This is a genomic window from Candidatus Tectomicrobia bacterium (genome assembly GCA_016192135.1).
Lineage (GTDB): Bacteria > UBA8248 > UBA8248 > UBA8248 > UBA8248 > 2-12-FULL-69-37.
Genome location: JACPUR010000001.1, coordinates 326,647 through 341,577 on the forward strand (window position 1 = coordinate 326,647; position 14,931 = coordinate 341,577).

Genomic DNA, 14,931 nt, shown 5'->3' on the forward strand with positions numbered 1-14,931 from the left:
GGCGTCAACGAGCGTGGGAGCCGTTTACCGCCAGGCATGGCGCCAGCGTATTCGCCGGGCCGGTATGCCACGCCCAGGCCGTCTGGACGATGGTCCGCAGATCGGCGAAAAGCGGTTTCCAGCCGAGAACCTGGCCGGCCCGGGACGGATCGGCGACCAGGATGGCGGGGTCGCCCTCCCGGCGGGGCGCGGTCCGCAGGGGCAGCTCGTGGCCGCTCAGGCGCTCGACCGCGCGGATGACGTCCAGCACGGTGTGGCCGTTGCCGGTGCCCAAGTTGAGCGGGGTGCTCTCGCCGCCGGCCAGGAGGTACTCGAGGGCCTTCACGTGGGCGTCGGCCAGGTCGCAGACGTGGATGTAGTCGCGCATGGCCGTGCCGTCGGGGGTGGGGTAGTCCGTGCCGAAAATCTCGACCTGCGGGCGGAGCCCCAGGGCGGCCTGGATCACCAGGGGGATGAGGTGAGTCTCGGGATCATGGTGCTCGCCGATCTCCCCCTCCGGGTCGGCGCCCGCCGCGTTGAAGTAGCGGAGCGCCGTCCAGCGGAAGCCGTGGACCTCGCCGTACCAGCGCAAGGCCTTCTCGGCCATGAGCTTGGTTTCGCCGTAGGGATTGATGGGCGCCTGCGGTTCGCTCTCCTGGATGGGGATGCGGGAGGGGATGCCGTAGGTGGCGCACGAGGAGGAGAAGACGATGTTTCTCACCCCCGTCTCGCGCATGGCCTCGAGGAGGTTCAGTGTGTTGATCACGTTATTGCTGAAATACTTGCCGGCGGCGCGCATGGACTCGCCGACGTAGGCGTAGGCGGCGAAATGGATGACGGCCTTGATGCAGTATTCGCGCAGGGCCCGCCTCAGGATGGCGGAATCGGCCAGATCCCCCTCCACGAAGGAGCCCCACTTCACGGCCCAGCGGTTCCCGTTGACGAGGTTGTCGTACACGACCGGTTGATATCCCGCGCGCGACAGAAGCTTGCACGTATGGCTGCCGATGAATCCCGCGCCACCTGTGACCAGAATTGCCGGATTCATTTCCGAAGAACTCCTTTTCGCCTTCCAATCCCATCCGGCGGCCCGTCTCCAGATTGGAGCCGGACTTTTGCCCGCCGGGCCCCAGTGGCCTGAGAGGATGGGCGACGGTTTGTAGACTGCGTTTAGCGGCTGATGAACGTGAGGCGGCTGTCTACACGGGAGGGCTCAGAGCGCCGCGCAGGAGTAGGCGGGAAAAGGAGAGAATCTTTCCAAGGCGGTGCATAAAAGCCTTCAAACTCCCCCAGGAGGACGACGAATTCCACGACCCTTTGTCGCCCATTCGCCGTTTTCCGCCCTTCGAATTGGGCGCCTCCAGATACTCCTGGCGGGACTAAAAGTCAATACTTTCAAGTTCCATTGGAGCGGGGCGACCCCACGCCGCCCGCCTTACTGGTGTAGCAATCGATCAGCCGCCGGGAAAAGTTCCCCCGGATGTTCTGGATGGGCGGAACCGCCCGTCCGGGGCACCATCATACTGCGAGTCCGGACGAAAAACGAGAGGATAATATTACTGAAAAGAAAGCAGGGAAAAGTACCGAAAATCGGACGAAATTTAGGGCGGGAACCTTACAGACTCAGTAATTTCCGGGCCAAAATCTAATACCGGCGTCTTCGAATTCGCTCGGAGGCGCGGGCCAAATCCCACTGCAGGACAGCCACCAGGCCAGCCACCGCCATGAGGATCAGTACGGGCGCCATGATCCCCTCCAATTGCGCCAAGGGGGCGCATGATGGTGTAGGTGCTAAGCCTGAATTATAGACAGCCGGCGGTCCGAGGCAGTGACGCGAGTCACAGGACCGGCCTCTATCTCATTGATTTTATTGTCGCAAAATGCGATGCCGCCCCTGCAATCCTAGCGGTCCGGAAGGATGTGGTAGAGTCTTTCCCCATCCCGTTGTGGCCTATCGGCACGAAGCGTCTATTCCTGGAGGGGGCGCGATGATCAAATTCGACATGGCTCCGGCCGCCCGGAAGCTGGTGGACCACGTCATGGCCGTCAAGGCCGGGGAGAAGGCCCTCATCGTCACCGACTCGGGCCGCTCCCCCCGCATCACCGAGGCCCTCGCCCACGCCATCGCCGGGACCGGGGCCAGGCTCGCCATCGTCGAGATGGCCCCCCACGCCATGGGGGGCGTGGACCCCCCCGCCCACGTCACCGCCGCCGTCCAGGCCTCGGACGTGGTCTTCTTCCAGACCACCTCGGCCACCTTCCACACCGACACCATGCGGAATGCGCTTGCGGGGGGCACCCGCACCCTCGAGATGTGGGGGTTCGAGGAGGAGATGATGGCGGCGGGCCCCCTCGGGGTGGACTACGCCGAGATGGAGCGCGTCACCGCCGCCCTGGCCGGGCGGATGACGAAGGGCCGGAGGGGGCGCTTCATCACCCCCGAGGGCACCGACTTCTCCTTCTCCATGGAGGGGCGCCCCGGCCTGGGCCTCCTCCAGCTCGCCCGCAACCCCGGCGAGCACTGTGCCTGCCCGGGCGGGGAGGCCGCCGTCTGCCCCGTCATGGGCTCGGCGGAGGGGGTGATGGCCAATCCCTTCTCCATCGAGCACCGGGCGCTCGGCTTCGTCGCGGAGCCCATGCGCATCGAGGTGCGGGGCGGCCGGGCGCACTCCGTCACCGGCAGCCCCGCCGGGGAGCGCTTCTGGAGCTGCATCGCCGAGGCGGGGGAAGGCGCCCGGAACGTGGCCGAGTTCTCCATCGGCACCAACAACGCCTGCCGCAAGCGCACGACCGTCCGCGAGGCCAAGAAGGCCCTCGGCACCTGCCACGTGGCCTTCGGCGACAGCCAGAGCCTGGGCGGCGAGGTCAACGCCCCCTTCCACGTGGACATGATCTACGACAACCCCACCGTCTGGATCGACGACGAGATGGTGATGCGGGACGGGAAGATATTGGTGTAGGGCGCAAGGGAAAGGGAGGCTCATGCACTCGCGCATCGGCATCTGGGAAGGCTCGCCCGAGGAGCTGGAGCGCTGGATCGCGCGCTCCCGGGAGCAGGTCAAGCCCGACATCCAAAAGGACCCCGGCCTCGCCGCCGCCTATTGGCTCGTGGATCGCTCGAGGGGCCGGGGCATGATCGTCACCCTCTGGGAGAGCCGGGAGGCCATGGAGGCGAGCGAGCAGGCCCGCCTCAAGCGCCAGTCCGGCACCACCGCCGCCACCGGCGCCCGGGTGGCGACCGAGCGCTACAAGGTGGTGGACTCGCTCGTCATGTGAAACGGGAAAAGGGCATTCTGAACGAGCCTTGGGGTGATGTGTCTTTTGTAGGGGCGAGGCATGCCTCGCCCCTACGGACCAAACCGGATTCCGGCAAGGAGTTCGTCATGCTCCGCCACGCGCCGAAGATCGCCCTGGGCGGCCTCCTCGCCCTTCTCCTGGGGGCCGGGCTCATCCTCGCCATCATGGGGGGCCTGCTCCCGTCCGGGGAGCACCACCGCCTCGTGCGGCTGGGCGTGGTCCTCTTCCTGGGCGGGCAGGGGCTCCTCGTCGCGGGCCTGGCGGCCTGGGCGGCGCGGAAGGTGATGTAAGCCTATCTCTCCGGCAGCCGGATCACCGACCGCAGCGTCTCGCCGCGCTCCATGGCCTCGAAGGCGGGCTCGGCGTCCTCGAGCCCGATGACCTTGGTGACCATCCGGTCGAGATCGAGCTCCCCCGTCTCGTACCAGTGCGCGAGGAGGGGGAAGTCCCGCGAGGGCAGGCAGTCCCCGTACCAGCTCACCCGCAGCGCCCCGCCCAGCCCGAAGAACCGCTGGATCGGAAGCTCCATCTTCATCGTGGCGTCCGGCACCCCGATGAGCACCGCCGTCCCCGCCAGGTCGCGCGACCAGAGGGCCTGGAGGAGGGTCTTGGGCGTCCCCACGGCCTCGAAGGCGTAGTCCACCCCGAGGCCGCCGGTCAGGCGCTTGATCTCCTCGACCGGGTCCCCCTTGGTGGCGTCCACCACGTCGGTCGCCCCGAACTCCTTGGCCCAGGCCAGCTTGTTCGCGGCGATGTCCACCCCGATGATGCGCCCGGCGCGGGCGAGCCGGGCCCCCTGGATGACGCTGCAGCCCACCCCCCCGCAGCCGAATATGGCCACCGTGCTCCCCCGCCGCACGCCCGCGGTGTAGAGGGCGGCGCCGACCCCCGTCATGACGCCGCAGCCGATGAGGCAGGCCTGCTCGGGCGGGCACGACGGAGGCACGGGGACGGCCTGCCTCGCCGCCACCACGGTGTGGGTGCAGAAGGTGCCGATGCCGATGGAGGGGCTGAGCCTGGCGCCGTCTTTTTTCGCGAACATCCGGGGCTGGGCGTTCAGGCTCGCGGCGCAGAGGTGAGGCCGGCCGATGGCGCAGAAGCGGCAGCTCCCGCAGGGCGCCCGCCAGGCCAGCACCACGTAGTCCCCTTTCTTGAGGCCCGTCACCCCGGGGCCCACCTCCTCCACGATCCCCGCCCCCTCGTGCCCCAGGAGGTAGGGGAAGTCGTCCCCGATCTTCCCGAGCTTGTAATGGAGGTCGGTGTGGCAGACGCCGCTCGCCTGCACCCGCACGAGCACCTCGCCCGGGCCCGGCGCCTCGACGACGATCTCCTCCACCTCGCAGCGCGCGCCCGCCTTCCTGGAAATCACGCCGTGGCCGGTGATGGACATGATGGGCCTCGAATTTTGAGGGTTCTCTCAGGCGTGGCCGTGGAGGAGGCATTCTAGCGGATGGCGCGCGGAGGTGTCATTCAGGTGATTCGCGGAGGCCTACCCGGAATCCGCAGGGGCGGGTTTGAAACCCGTCCCTGCGGATTCCAATGGCCCGGCCCCCTCAATCCCTCAGCGGGGGCTTGGTCTTGTCCGGGACGTCCACCTCGAAGACGTTCAGGGCCATGGCGACGGCGGTGAAGTAGCCCACGAGCATGGTGAGCTCGACCGTCTCCTGCTCCCCGAAGTGATCGAGCGCGGCGCGGAAGCTCGCCTCGCTCACCCGGCCCCTCTCCTGAAGCTCCGAGACGAAGTCGTAGACGATCTTCTCGTCGGGCTTGAGGCCCGCCGGCCGCCGGCGCTCGAAGAGGGCGTCGATGGTTTCCTGCGCCACCCCGGCGCTCAGGGCCTGGGGGACGTGGACCTGCCATTCGTACTGGGCGGTCCAGGCCCGGGCCGTGGTCAAGACGGCGATCATCCGGAGGCGGGCGGGGATCTTGGTGACGAAGCGCATGTACTCGCCCACCTTCTGGAAGCGGTTGGCCGCCTCGGGCGCCCGCAGGAGGACCGTGAACGGCCCCATCACCTTTCCCCGCGGGCCGGCGGCGATCTCGTCGGCGACGCGGCGCTGCGCTTCGTTCATCTGCTCGTAGGTCAACATGCTCAGCCGGGCCATGGCGCTCCTCGGGTGCTCGGGGGGGAATGAGGGCCGGCGGAGAAGATACGCGGCGGGAGGGGCCGGGACAACCGGCCGGCTAGTCCTCCGGCGCGGCCGGGGGAGCCGGCCGGCGCCTGGGCTCGTGGCCCTGCAGGCCAATCTCGGCCGCCGAGACGGCCGAGGGCGGGGCCTCTTCACCCCGGCGGAGCACCTCAATGAAGCGCTCCACGGTCGGGCTGAGGGGCTTCCCGCGCCGGTAGATGAGGGCGATGGGGCGCCGGATGGGCTCCCCCTCGATGGGGATGCCCACCAGGGTGCCGATGGCGAGCTCCTTCTGGAGGGCGGGCTCCGGCAGGATGCTCACCCCGGTCCCGGTCGAGACGGCCTGCTTGATGCTCTCGACGTTGTCGAACTCCATGACCACCTGGGGGCGCACGTCCGCGCGGCGGAAGGCGCGGTCCACCGCCTTGCGCACGGCCAAGTCCCCGTCGAAGTGGACGTAGGGCTCCCCGGCCAGCTCGGCCAGGCGGACGGCGCGCTTGCGGACCAGGTGGTGGGCCGGCGGGCAGACGAGGAGCATCAGCTCGTCCTGGAGGGGGACGACGGTGAGCGCCCGGTTCGCCGGGGGATAGGAGAGTACCCCCACGTCCGCCGAGTCCTCCAGCACCGACTGGACCACCTCCTCCGGGTGGAGGCACTCGAGCCGCACCCGGGCCTCGGGGTGGATCATGCGGAAGTTCTGCATGCGGGCCCCCATGGCGTGGAGGCCCACGGAGTAGATGGCGGCCACCCGGATGGTGCCGGCGATGCGCTTCTCGCGGCCGCCCAGCTCGGCCCGCACCCGCTCGAAGCCCTCCAGGAGCTTCCGGCAGGCGCGGTAGAACTTCACTCCCTCGGGGGTGACCTCGAGGGGACGCTTGCTCCGGTCGAGAAGCCGGACCCCCAGCTCCTCCTCGATCTGGCGGACGGCCTGGCTGGCGGCGGACTGGGTGACGTTGCTCTCCAGCGCCCCGCGGGAGAAGCTCTGGTGGCGGGCGACATGGCAAAAAAGCTGCAAGGTTTCGAGGTTCATGGCGATCCCCTCCACCATCTGGAACTTATGCTGAAGCATTAGCGCCGCTAATGCAAGACGGGCCGGGCCACGCGCTTTTTCAGCAGGAAAGGATTTGCCGAAGGAGGGGAATATGCTTCAGCTGGCCGCCTATGCCCCCGTCCCCAGCCGGTCTAGCATCCGCAGGAGGCCGTCCAGGATGGTGTAGGGGTGGGGCGGGCAGCCCGGCACGTAGAGGTCGACCGGAAGGAGGTTTCCCGCCCCGCCGTGGACTTCCGGGTGCCCGGCGTAGAGCCCTCCGGAGATGGCGCAGGCTCCCACCGCGATGACGATCTTGGGGGCGGGCGTCGCGTCGTAGGTCTTCTGGAGGGCCAGCCTCATGTTCTCCGTGACCGGCCCGGTGACGATCAGGCCGTCGGCGTGGCGGGGCGAGGCGACGATCTGGATGCCGAAACGGGCGAGGTCGAACACGACGGTGGTGAGCACGTTGATGTCGGCCTCGCAGGCGTTGCAGCCTCCCGCGCTCACCTGGCGGAGCTTGAGCGAGCGGCCGAACAGGCGGCGGGCTTTCCCGTCCAGGGCGCGGGCCAGTTTCAATCCTTCCTCCCGCAAGAGGAGGTCCTGGCGCTCCCGGGCCGCGAGGCGGTAATCCCGGGTGAACCGGATGGCCCCCTCCGGGCAGGCCTCCTCGCACTCCCGGCAGAAAAGGCACTTGCCCAAATCCAGGCCCGGCTTTCCCCCGCCGAGGTCGATGGCGCCGGTCGGGCAAACCTCCGCGCAGGTCAGGCAGCCTTCGGCGCAGCGGGACCCGTCCACCCGGGGCAGGCCCGCATACCGCTCGGGAAGCGAGGGCGGCTCGCCCGGATACTTCGAGGTCCGGTGTCCCTGCCTAAAGCGCGCGGTCAGAACATCCAGCATGGCGGTTCCTCAGAGGTCATGCCCGCAGTAGGACAAGTTGAAGCTCTTGTTGCACAGCGGGAAATCGGAGATCTGCTGGCCCCTCAGCGCCATCGCCAGCCCGACCCAGTTGTGGAAGGAAGGATCCACCACCTTGTACCGGCTCAGGCGGCCTTCCCCGTCCGCCGAGACGCAATGGCATATCTCCCCCCGCCACCCCTCGACGAGGGAGACGGCGAAGGCGCCCGGCGCAAGATCGCCGAGGGGCGACCGGACCGGGCCCGCGGGCAGCTCGCGGAGCAAGTTCCGGATCAGATCGGAAGACCGCTGGCACTCTAGCCACCGCACCCACGCCCGGGCGTGGACGTCTCCCGCCTGGCCGAGGGAGACGGGGACCTTGACGCGCCTGAAGACGCCCGTTGGGTGATCCCGGCGCACGTCCAGCGGGACGCCCGACGCCCGGGCGGCGGGGCCCACCATCCCCAACTCGCCGCAGACCTCCCGGGAGATCCGGCCCGTCTCCTCGAGACGGCCCATCGCCGAGGAGGAGGCCCACATCAGCTCCACCGCCCCGGCCAGGTCGCGCATCGCCCCATCCAGCCTCGCGGCGAGCTCCGGGATCATGGCCTCCGTCAAGTCCAGCTTCACCCCGCCCGGGCACACCAGCCCCCGGCCGAACCGGTTCCCACAGAGGAAGGCGGTCATATTCAGGAAGTCGCCCCGGAGGCGGCCGCAGTAGGAGGCCGTGGGCAGGAAGCCCACGTCCCCGGCCAGGGCGCCCAAGTCGCCGGCGTGGTTCGCCAGCCGCTCCAGCTCCAGGGCGATACCCCGGACGGTTTCCGCCCTCGGCGGGACGGCGCAGCCCGCCAGCGCCTCCACCGCCTGGCAGTGGGCGGTCGCGTGGCCCACGCTGGTATCGCCCGCCAGCGTCTCGATGTAGTGGATCCGCTTCTTGGCCTCCCCACCGGCCAGCGCCCGCTCCACCCCCCGGTGCTGGTAGCCAAGGCCGATCTCCAGGTGGAAGACCGCCTCGCCGTGGCACTGGAAGCGGAAGTGGCCCGGCTCGATCACTCCCGCGTGGACCGGTCCGACCGCCACCTCGTGCACTTCCTCTCCCTCGACGCGGTAGTACGCCGCCTGCGCGGTTTCTGGCCGGGGAGCGCCTAAGGAGGGAAACCGCACCGGCTTCAGCCACGGGTGCCCGGCGGGACGGAGGCCCGTCTGCTCGAAGATTTCCCGCTCGAAGAGGTGGGCCTGGGGACAGAGAGGGGTCAGCGAAGGGAAGGAATCCCCCCCCACCCTCGATCCCGCGGCGTACAGTTTGCCTTCGGCGTCATCCGCGAGGACGAGCAACAGGGCCGGGAACGCATTCTCCGGCCCGGAATCGGTGAAGTAGGCGGCGATCCGCAGGCCGTCCTGGAGTGCGGCGGAGGCGCGGCGGTGGAAATCCTCTGCCGGCCATTCCGGAATTTGAGCCCGCGGGGCGGCCTCGCCGCTCTTGAGCTGGAGGAACCCGGCGCGGCTCACCGGCCGCCCTCCATGTATTGGAGCGCGTCGGACAGGAAAACTTGCAGGAAGTCCGGGATGTGCAGCCCCAGGAGAAGGACCAGGCCCATGAGGACGAGGATCGGCGCCCCGGTCAGGAGCGTATCGCGGTAGGCGGGGGCGGCGGTTTCCTCTCCGTCGGGGGCGGCGCCCTGGGAGGCGGCGAGCACGGTCCTCCCCAGCCCCATGAAGACGAGGAAGAGCAGGAAGAGAAGCGCCCCCCCGACCCAATGCCAGCCTTCCTCGAAGATGCCTCCGAGGATCAGGAGGAGGCTGACGAAGGGGCCGAACGGCGGGGTGCAGGCCACGGCGAACAGGCCGGCGAGGAACAGCGAGCCCGAGAGGGGCAGCCGGCGGACGGCGCCCCGGACGCGGTCCGTCGTCTTGGCGCCGAAGGCCCTGTGGATGTTGCCGGCCGAGAGGAACAGCACGCCCTTGGCCAGGCCGTTGTTGACCAGGTGGAGCAGCGCGCCCAGGAGGGCGGTCCCGCCGATGCCCGCGCCCAGCGCCAGGATGCCCATGTGCTCGACGCTGGAGTAAGCGAGCATCCGCTTGATGTCCTTCTGGCGCATCACGAAGGCCGCCGCCACGGCGACCGAGAAAAGGCCCAGCCAGAGGAGCAGCTGTCCGGCGAAGGCTCCCTCGCCCGCCGCCTTCAGGAGCCGGAGCGCCCGCAGGATCAGCAGGAAGGCGCAGGCCGTCATCCCGCCCGAGAAGAGCGCGCCCGCCAGGCCCGGCGCCTCGCCGTAGGCGTCCGGCTTCCAGGTATGCATGGGAGCGAGCCCCATCTTTGTGCCGTATCCGATTAGGAGCAGAGCGAAGGCCGCCCGGAGCCAGGGCCGCGAGAGCAGGGGCGCATTGGCGAGCAGGTCCTCCACCAGGAGGGAGGTGGGAAGCCCTTGCCGGACGGAGGCGTAGGCGAGGAAGAACGTCCCGAGGAGGGCGAGGGCGATGCCCACCGAGCTGATGACCAGGTACTTCCACGTGGCCTCGAGGGAGCTCGAGTTCCGGTTGAAATAGACGAGCGGAGCGCCCGCCAGGGTGGTCGCCTCCATCGCCACCCACATCAGCCCCCAGTGGTGGGCCCAGATGGTCAGCGTCGTCATGCTCAGGAACAAGAGCAGGCAGGCGCAGAACACGCGGTTGTCACGGTCGGAGCGGAACCGCAGGTAGCCGGCGGCGAAGAACGCGCAACACGCGAACAGGACGCTGACCAAGAGAAGCACCACCCGCCCCAGCGGATCGAGCGCCAGCCATCCGCCGAACTCCGGCCCTCCGGGCCGGAGCGCGGCGAGAACGGTCAGCAGGAGATGCCCCAGGGCGGCGGCGGGCAGCAGCCAGGGCCTGGTTCGGTTGGAGCTCCAGGCGAACGCCGCTCCCGCGAGGGCGGCCGGCCAGGCGATGATGAAGTAGGGCATGGGTCAGTCCTTCAGCGCCGTCAGACGGTCGGTGCTCTCGGTGGAGAATTCGCGGTTGATGTGGTGGATCACGATTCCCATCGTGAAGATGGCCACGAACAGATCCAGCAGCACCGCGACCTCCACCAGGAAGGGCAGCGGCTCCAGCAACAAGAGCCCGAAGATGAAGATGCCGTTTTCCAGGACGAGGTAGCCCAGCACCTGGGTGAGGGCTTTCCGGCGGGTGGTCAGGACGAGGAAGCCCGTCAGCACGGTGGAGATCGAGGCGGACGTCAGCAGGTCGCCGCCCGGCCCCGGGGTGACGGGAAGGCGGTAGGACACGAACATGGCGAAGCCGGTCCCCAGCGCGCCCAGCACCAGCGACGCCGGAAAGGAGATGTAGGGTTCCACCTCGCGCCGGATGCTGAGTTCCTCCAGCGCCCGGACCAGCATCCTCGGCAGAATGACCCCCTTCAGGGCGACCGTTCCCAGGGCGACCAGGACAAGGCGCAGGTCGAGGTGAGGGCCCAACAGAAGGGGGAGGAGCCCCAGGACCGTCCCTTGGACGCAGACCACACGGATCACTCCGCGCAGGCTCGCCTTCCCCAGGATGAAGAAGTTGAGCAAGATCAGGGCGATGAACACCCCGTCGAGAAGGGTCGTCATGGCATGTCCTTGACGGCCAGCAGGAGGGCGAAGGCGGCGAGGAGGCCTCCCCCGATGAGCAGCCGGGGGACGTGCACCAGCCGCAGGCGCGCCATGACCGACTCCACCACACCCACGAGCACGGCCACCGCCGCCAGGAGAGCGGCGTAGAGCCCCCAACCCCACGCCCCACCGAGCGGCAGGGCCGACGCCAGGAGGCCCGCCACGAGGGAGGAGAACAGGAAGAACTTGAGCGCGGCGCCATACAAGACGGCCCCCAGCGCGGGACCGCTGTGATCCAGCACCATCACCTCGTGGATCATGGTGAGCTCCAGGTGGGTGTTCGGGTCGTCGAACGGGATTCGGCAGTTCTCGGCCAGCAGCACCAGGAAGACCGAGGCCGCCACCAGGAGCAGCGCGACCCGCGCCGCCGGGATGGGGCCCGAGCCCGCCGCCAGGATCATCCGGGAGAGATTCAGCGAGCCCGAAAGGCGGGCCAGGACGATGAGGGAGAAAAAGAGGGCCAACTCAGTGAAGCAGGCGAAGGTCACCTCGCGCACCGCCCCCATCCCCTCGAAGGCGGAGCCCGTGTCGAGGGCGGCGGCGGCGGTGAAGAACCGGCCCAGCGCGAGCAGGTAGGCGAACAGGATGAAGTCGCCCGTGAACCCCAACGGGGCTTCCACCCGCCCCACGGGGATGAACAGTCCCGCCAGGACCACCGAGGCCAGCCCCGCGGCGGGCCCCGCGAGGAAGACCCAGGTGGTGGTCCGGCTCAGAACCATCTCCTTCCGGAGCAGGCGCCAGATGTCGAAGTAGAGTTGAAGGAGCGGCGCACCCTTCCGTCCCGCGGCGAGGGCCTTCACCTTGACCACCACCCCGAGGAGGAGAGGGGCCCCGAGCAGGAAGACGACGGGGTGAAGGAGTCGCGCCGTCATGGCTGCAATCCCATCGAGACGGCCAGCAGCGCCACGGCGAACACCGCCATGTACAGGACGTAGACCTGGATGCGCCCCTGCTGGAGGAAGCGGAGCCGGCCGAAGGCGAGCAGGGACCACCGCCACGCGGGGAGGATCCCGCGCTGGAGCGCCACGTCCTCCACGTGTGTCTCGAACCGGGCGGGCGCGGGAAAGGGCCCTTCCAGCCGGGGCGCGTGGAGGCGGGGGCGCAAGGCCCAGGCGAACTGACCCACCAGGAACTGCCCGAAGGAGGAGGCCGTGTACTGCATGCGGGGAGAAGGTGCCACGTAGCCGCAATCCCACGTCCCGGCGAGCGGGGCGGAGCCTCCCCGGCGGCGGAGCCAGAGGAAGGCGAGCGCGGCGCCGCCGATCAGCGCTCCGCCCACCGCGCTGATCCAGCCCACCGGGGCCATGGACAGGAGCAGGGGGTCGGTTCCGGGCGCCCAGGCCGAGATCGCGCGCCCCATGAAGGGCAGGACCGCCCAGGGGAGCAGGCCGATGAGAAAGCATCCCGCGGCCAGGACGATCATCGGAGCGGTCATGGACGCGGGCGGCTCATGCGCGCCCCGGCAGGCGTCCGACCTCGGCTCCCCCAGGAACACCACTCCGTACACTTTCACGAAGCATGCGACGGCCAGGGCGCCCGTCATGGCCAGGAACGGCACCGTGAAGGCGGGCCATGCCCAGAACACCGCGGCATGGCTCGACTGGAGGACCTGGAACAGGCCCAGGTAGATGAGGAACTCGCTCACAAAACCATTCAGCGGGGGGAGGCCGCAGATCGCGGCGGCCCCGATGAGAAACAGGGCCGCGGTCCGGGGCATTGACTTGGCGAGCCCGCCCATGCGGTCCATCTCGCGCGTCCCGGTGGCGTGGATGACCGAGCCCGCGCCGAGGAAAAGCAGGGACTTGAAGAGGCCGTGATTCCAGACGTGGAGGAGGGCACCGGCCAGCCCGAAGGCGATCCAATCCCCCCTCCCGGCCGAGCGGCCCATGAGGGCCAGGCCCAGGCCCATGAAGATGATCCCGATGTTCTCGACGCTGTGATAAGCCAGAAGGCGCTTCAGGTCGTGCTGGGCGATGGCGTAGGCGACCCCCAGCACCGCGCTCGCGGTGCCCAGGAGAAGCAGGAGGCCGCCCCAATACACCGGCGGTGCCGGGAGGATGGCCGTCATGCGCGCCAGCCCGTACACCCCCATCTTGATGAGCACCCCCGACATGAGGGCCGAGACGTGGCTGGGGGCGTTCGCGTGGGCCCCGGGGAGCCATACGTGGAAGGGCATGAGGCCCGCCTTCAGGCCGAAGCCGAGCAGGGAGAGCAGAAAAATGGCCGTCCACGGCCCGGCCGCCTGAGGCGCCGTCTCCAGGGCGGTCGAGCCGGTCGCCGAGTTCCAGAGGGAGAAAGCCGCAATCAGGGCGAGAGAGGCCAGGTGGGTGGCCGCGAGGTAGAGCCAGCCGCTCTCCCGCACGCTCGGCGCCTCGTCCTCCGTCGTGATGAGGAAGAAGGCGGCCACCGCCATCACCTCCCACGCGATCAAGAACAGGACCGCGTCGCGGGCGATGACCACCATCCCCAGCGCCCCGGCCATCAGGCCGAGGAAAAACCTCAGCCTGGCGGCGCTCTCGGGGTGGCGGGCCTCGCTCCAGTAGCCCAGCCCGTATATCGAGGCCAGGGGCGCGGCCACAAGGGTGGGAAGCAGGAAGACGGCGCTCAGGCCGTCGAGTGCCACCGAGAAGCGGCCCATGGGGAGGTTCCAGGCCCAGGAGAGCGCCGGGACGTTCCCGGCCATCGCGGATGCGGTGAGCCCCGCGCCTCCCAGGGCGGCCCCGGCGATCATCCCGGCCGCCGAGAGCCGTTCGCTCCGACCCGCGCCCCGGAAGGGGAGCAGGCCCGGCAAGCCGCTCAGCGCCATGGCGGCGATGCCCGCCAGGATCAATGCCAGGGAAACCCATTCATCCATCAGCGAACCTTTCTTCCGCCCGGCGCGAGCCGGAACGGGGCGAAGCCGGAGGCCGCCTGCGGGGCGCCTCCCCTCGCGGAAATTCATGCAGAGCCGGTATTTTTAGCGTTCTCGGCGGCGAAAAATCCTAAAGAGGAGGGCCGTGGGGCCGCGGAGAGATGTGCAGGGAGCACGGAGGGGCGCCGGCCAGCGGAACGAACTCGGGGGGGAACTGAAAACCCCGGGGCGATGAGGCGCCCCGGGGGGAACTTGACGGTTCTTCTTGCGCTTCCAACTTGCCCTGCCTCCGGAAAAACGGACCCGTTCAGGGCGCAGACCCTGAACGGACCATGCAAGCACGAACTATTGCCCCCCGGGGCGAAAAAGTCAAGCCGCAACCGGGAGCGAGGCCCCTCGTGGAATTTCAGGCCGGGTCCGGCGGGAGCTGTGCATCCGTTTGCCCGGCCCGGAGCCTGTGTCTTTGCTGGCGAATCGGGGAATTGGGGCTCTGCCTCGCAAGGAAGTGAGCAAAGGCTTGCGCACGCGATCTCCTGATAGCCTTGAAATTAAAGGCGCATGGGACGGCACGCGATATGCTCTTGCCGGGACAAGGGAACGTATGTTCGCCACCCTTCTCCCGGAGGAGTCGAAAATGTCAAAAGCGAAGACCGCCTTGCTGGTGCTCGGAATTGCCCTGGGATTGATCTTCACGGCCCTTCAACCCTCTCCCGCGCAGGGGGCGGAGAGGGTCATCTACGTGCAGGCGATGGAGCCCAAGGGGGGCGTCACCGTCGACAAGGAGCCTTTCCCCGGCGGGGAGCTGCCCAAGGGAGGCGGCTACGTCCTCAAGAAGCCCGACGCGAAGGGCCGGTGGGAGGTTTCCACCTACACCTGGAATCCCTCTCAGATCATCGTCCGGAAGGGCGACCGCGTGACTCTCAAGATCATCGGAATCAACGGTGAGAAGCATACGGGGCTCATCGAGCACTATCATCCGAAGCAATTCACCGTGAAGCGCGGCGTCATCACCACGGTGAGCTTCACGGCGAATAAGGCGGGACGGTTCCGGATCGGATGCGACGAGCATAAGCCCAGCATGGAAGGCGAGCTCATCGTCCTGGACAACTAGGAAGGGCC

Annotated in this window: 14 protein-coding genes; 4 read left to right on the plus strand and 10 right to left on the minus strand. The window is 68.7% G+C overall.

Annotated features, from left to right (window positions below):
* Nucleotides 1-4: 4 nt before the first annotated feature.
* Entirely contained in the window at nt 5-1,027 is a 1,023-nt protein-coding gene (gene galE, locus HYZ11_01500) for a UDP-glucose 4-epimerase GalE (protein MBI3126265.1), read from the minus strand.
* Between the two features lie 940 nt (nt 1,028-1,967).
* On the opposite strand from galE, the gene HYZ11_01505 reads away from it, so the two are divergent.
* The 3 genes from HYZ11_01505 (at nt 1,968) to HYZ11_01515 (ending at nt 3,566) form a co-directional block, all read left to right on the plus strand.
* Nucleotides 1,968-2,939 carry a hypothetical protein gene (locus tag HYZ11_01505; GenBank protein ID MBI3126266.1) on the plus strand — a complete coding sequence of 324 codons (972 nt, stop codon included), beginning with the start codon at nt 1,968-1,970 and terminating at the stop codon, nt 2,937-2,939.
* A 22-nt stretch (nt 2,940-2,961) separates the two neighbouring features.
* Nucleotides 2,962-3,255, plus strand: a complete 294-nt coding sequence (locus HYZ11_01510; protein MBI3126267.1) for a hypothetical protein — start codon at nt 2,962-2,964, stop codon at nt 3,253-3,255.
* 107 nt (nt 3,256-3,362) lie between these two features.
* Entirely contained in the window at nt 3,363-3,566 is a 204-nt protein-coding gene (locus tag HYZ11_01515) for a hypothetical protein (GenBank protein ID MBI3126268.1), read from the plus strand.
* A 2-nt stretch (nt 3,567-3,568) separates the two neighbouring features.
* Here HYZ11_01515 and HYZ11_01520 read toward each other — a convergent pair whose 3' ends face one another.
* The 9 genes from HYZ11_01520 to HYZ11_01560 all read right to left on the minus strand — a co-directional run bounded on the left by HYZ11_01520 (nt 3,569) and on the right by HYZ11_01560 (nt 13,815).
* Nucleotides 3,569-4,666 (minus strand): alcohol dehydrogenase catalytic domain-containing protein, encoded by a 1,098-nt coding sequence (locus HYZ11_01520; protein ID MBI3126269.1) that lies wholly within the window; start codon nt 4,664-4,666, stop codon nt 3,569-3,571.
* Nucleotides 4,667-4,829: 163 nt separating this feature from the next.
* Nucleotides 4,830-5,381, minus strand: coding sequence for a carboxymuconolactone decarboxylase family protein (locus tag HYZ11_01525; GenBank protein ID MBI3126270.1), 552 nt, complete (start codon nt 5,379-5,381; stop codon nt 4,830-4,832).
* A 79-nt stretch (nt 5,382-5,460) separates the two neighbouring features.
* Nucleotides 5,461-6,474: a LysR family transcriptional regulator gene (locus tag HYZ11_01530; protein MBI3126271.1), complete on the minus strand. Its 1,014-nt coding sequence runs from the start codon at nt 6,472-6,474 to the stop codon at nt 5,461-5,463.
* A 90-nt stretch (nt 6,475-6,564) separates the two neighbouring features.
* Nucleotides 6,565-7,332, minus strand: a complete 768-nt coding sequence (nuoB, locus tag HYZ11_01535; protein MBI3126272.1) for an NADH-quinone oxidoreductase subunit NuoB — start codon at nt 7,330-7,332, stop codon at nt 6,565-6,567.
* Between the two features lie 9 nt (nt 7,333-7,341).
* Complete coding sequence (locus HYZ11_01540) at nt 7,342-8,838, minus strand: NADH-quinone oxidoreductase subunit C (GenBank protein MBI3126273.1); 1,497 nt, start codon at nt 8,836-8,838, stop codon at nt 7,342-7,344.
* Nucleotides 8,835-10,274, minus strand: a complete 1,440-nt coding sequence (locus HYZ11_01545) for a hydrogenase (protein ID MBI3126274.1) — start codon at nt 10,272-10,274, stop codon at nt 8,835-8,837. The genes HYZ11_01540 and HYZ11_01545 overlap by 4 nt, the downstream gene beginning before the upstream one ends.
* Before the next feature lie 3 nt (nt 10,275-10,277).
* Complete coding sequence (locus HYZ11_01550) at nt 10,278-10,919, minus strand: hydrogenase (GenBank protein ID MBI3126275.1); 642 nt, start codon at nt 10,917-10,919, stop codon at nt 10,278-10,280.
* Nucleotides 10,916-11,833: an NADH-quinone oxidoreductase subunit H gene (locus HYZ11_01555; protein ID MBI3126276.1), complete on the minus strand. Its 918-nt coding sequence runs from the start codon at nt 11,831-11,833 to the stop codon at nt 10,916-10,918. Before HYZ11_01555 ends, HYZ11_01550 begins: the two co-directional genes overlap by 4 nt.
* Nucleotides 11,830-13,815 (minus strand): hydrogenase, encoded by a 1,986-nt coding sequence (locus tag HYZ11_01560; GenBank protein MBI3126277.1) that lies wholly within the window; start codon nt 13,813-13,815, stop codon nt 11,830-11,832. The genes HYZ11_01555 and HYZ11_01560 overlap by 4 nt, the downstream gene beginning before the upstream one ends.
* Nucleotides 13,816-14,446: 631 nt before the next feature.
* Between HYZ11_01560 and HYZ11_01565 the strand changes: the two genes are divergently transcribed.
* Complete coding sequence (locus HYZ11_01565; protein MBI3126278.1) at nt 14,447-14,923, plus strand: hypothetical protein; 477 nt, start codon at nt 14,447-14,449, stop codon at nt 14,921-14,923.
* The last annotated feature ends 8 nt before the right edge of the window (nt 14,924-14,931 follow it).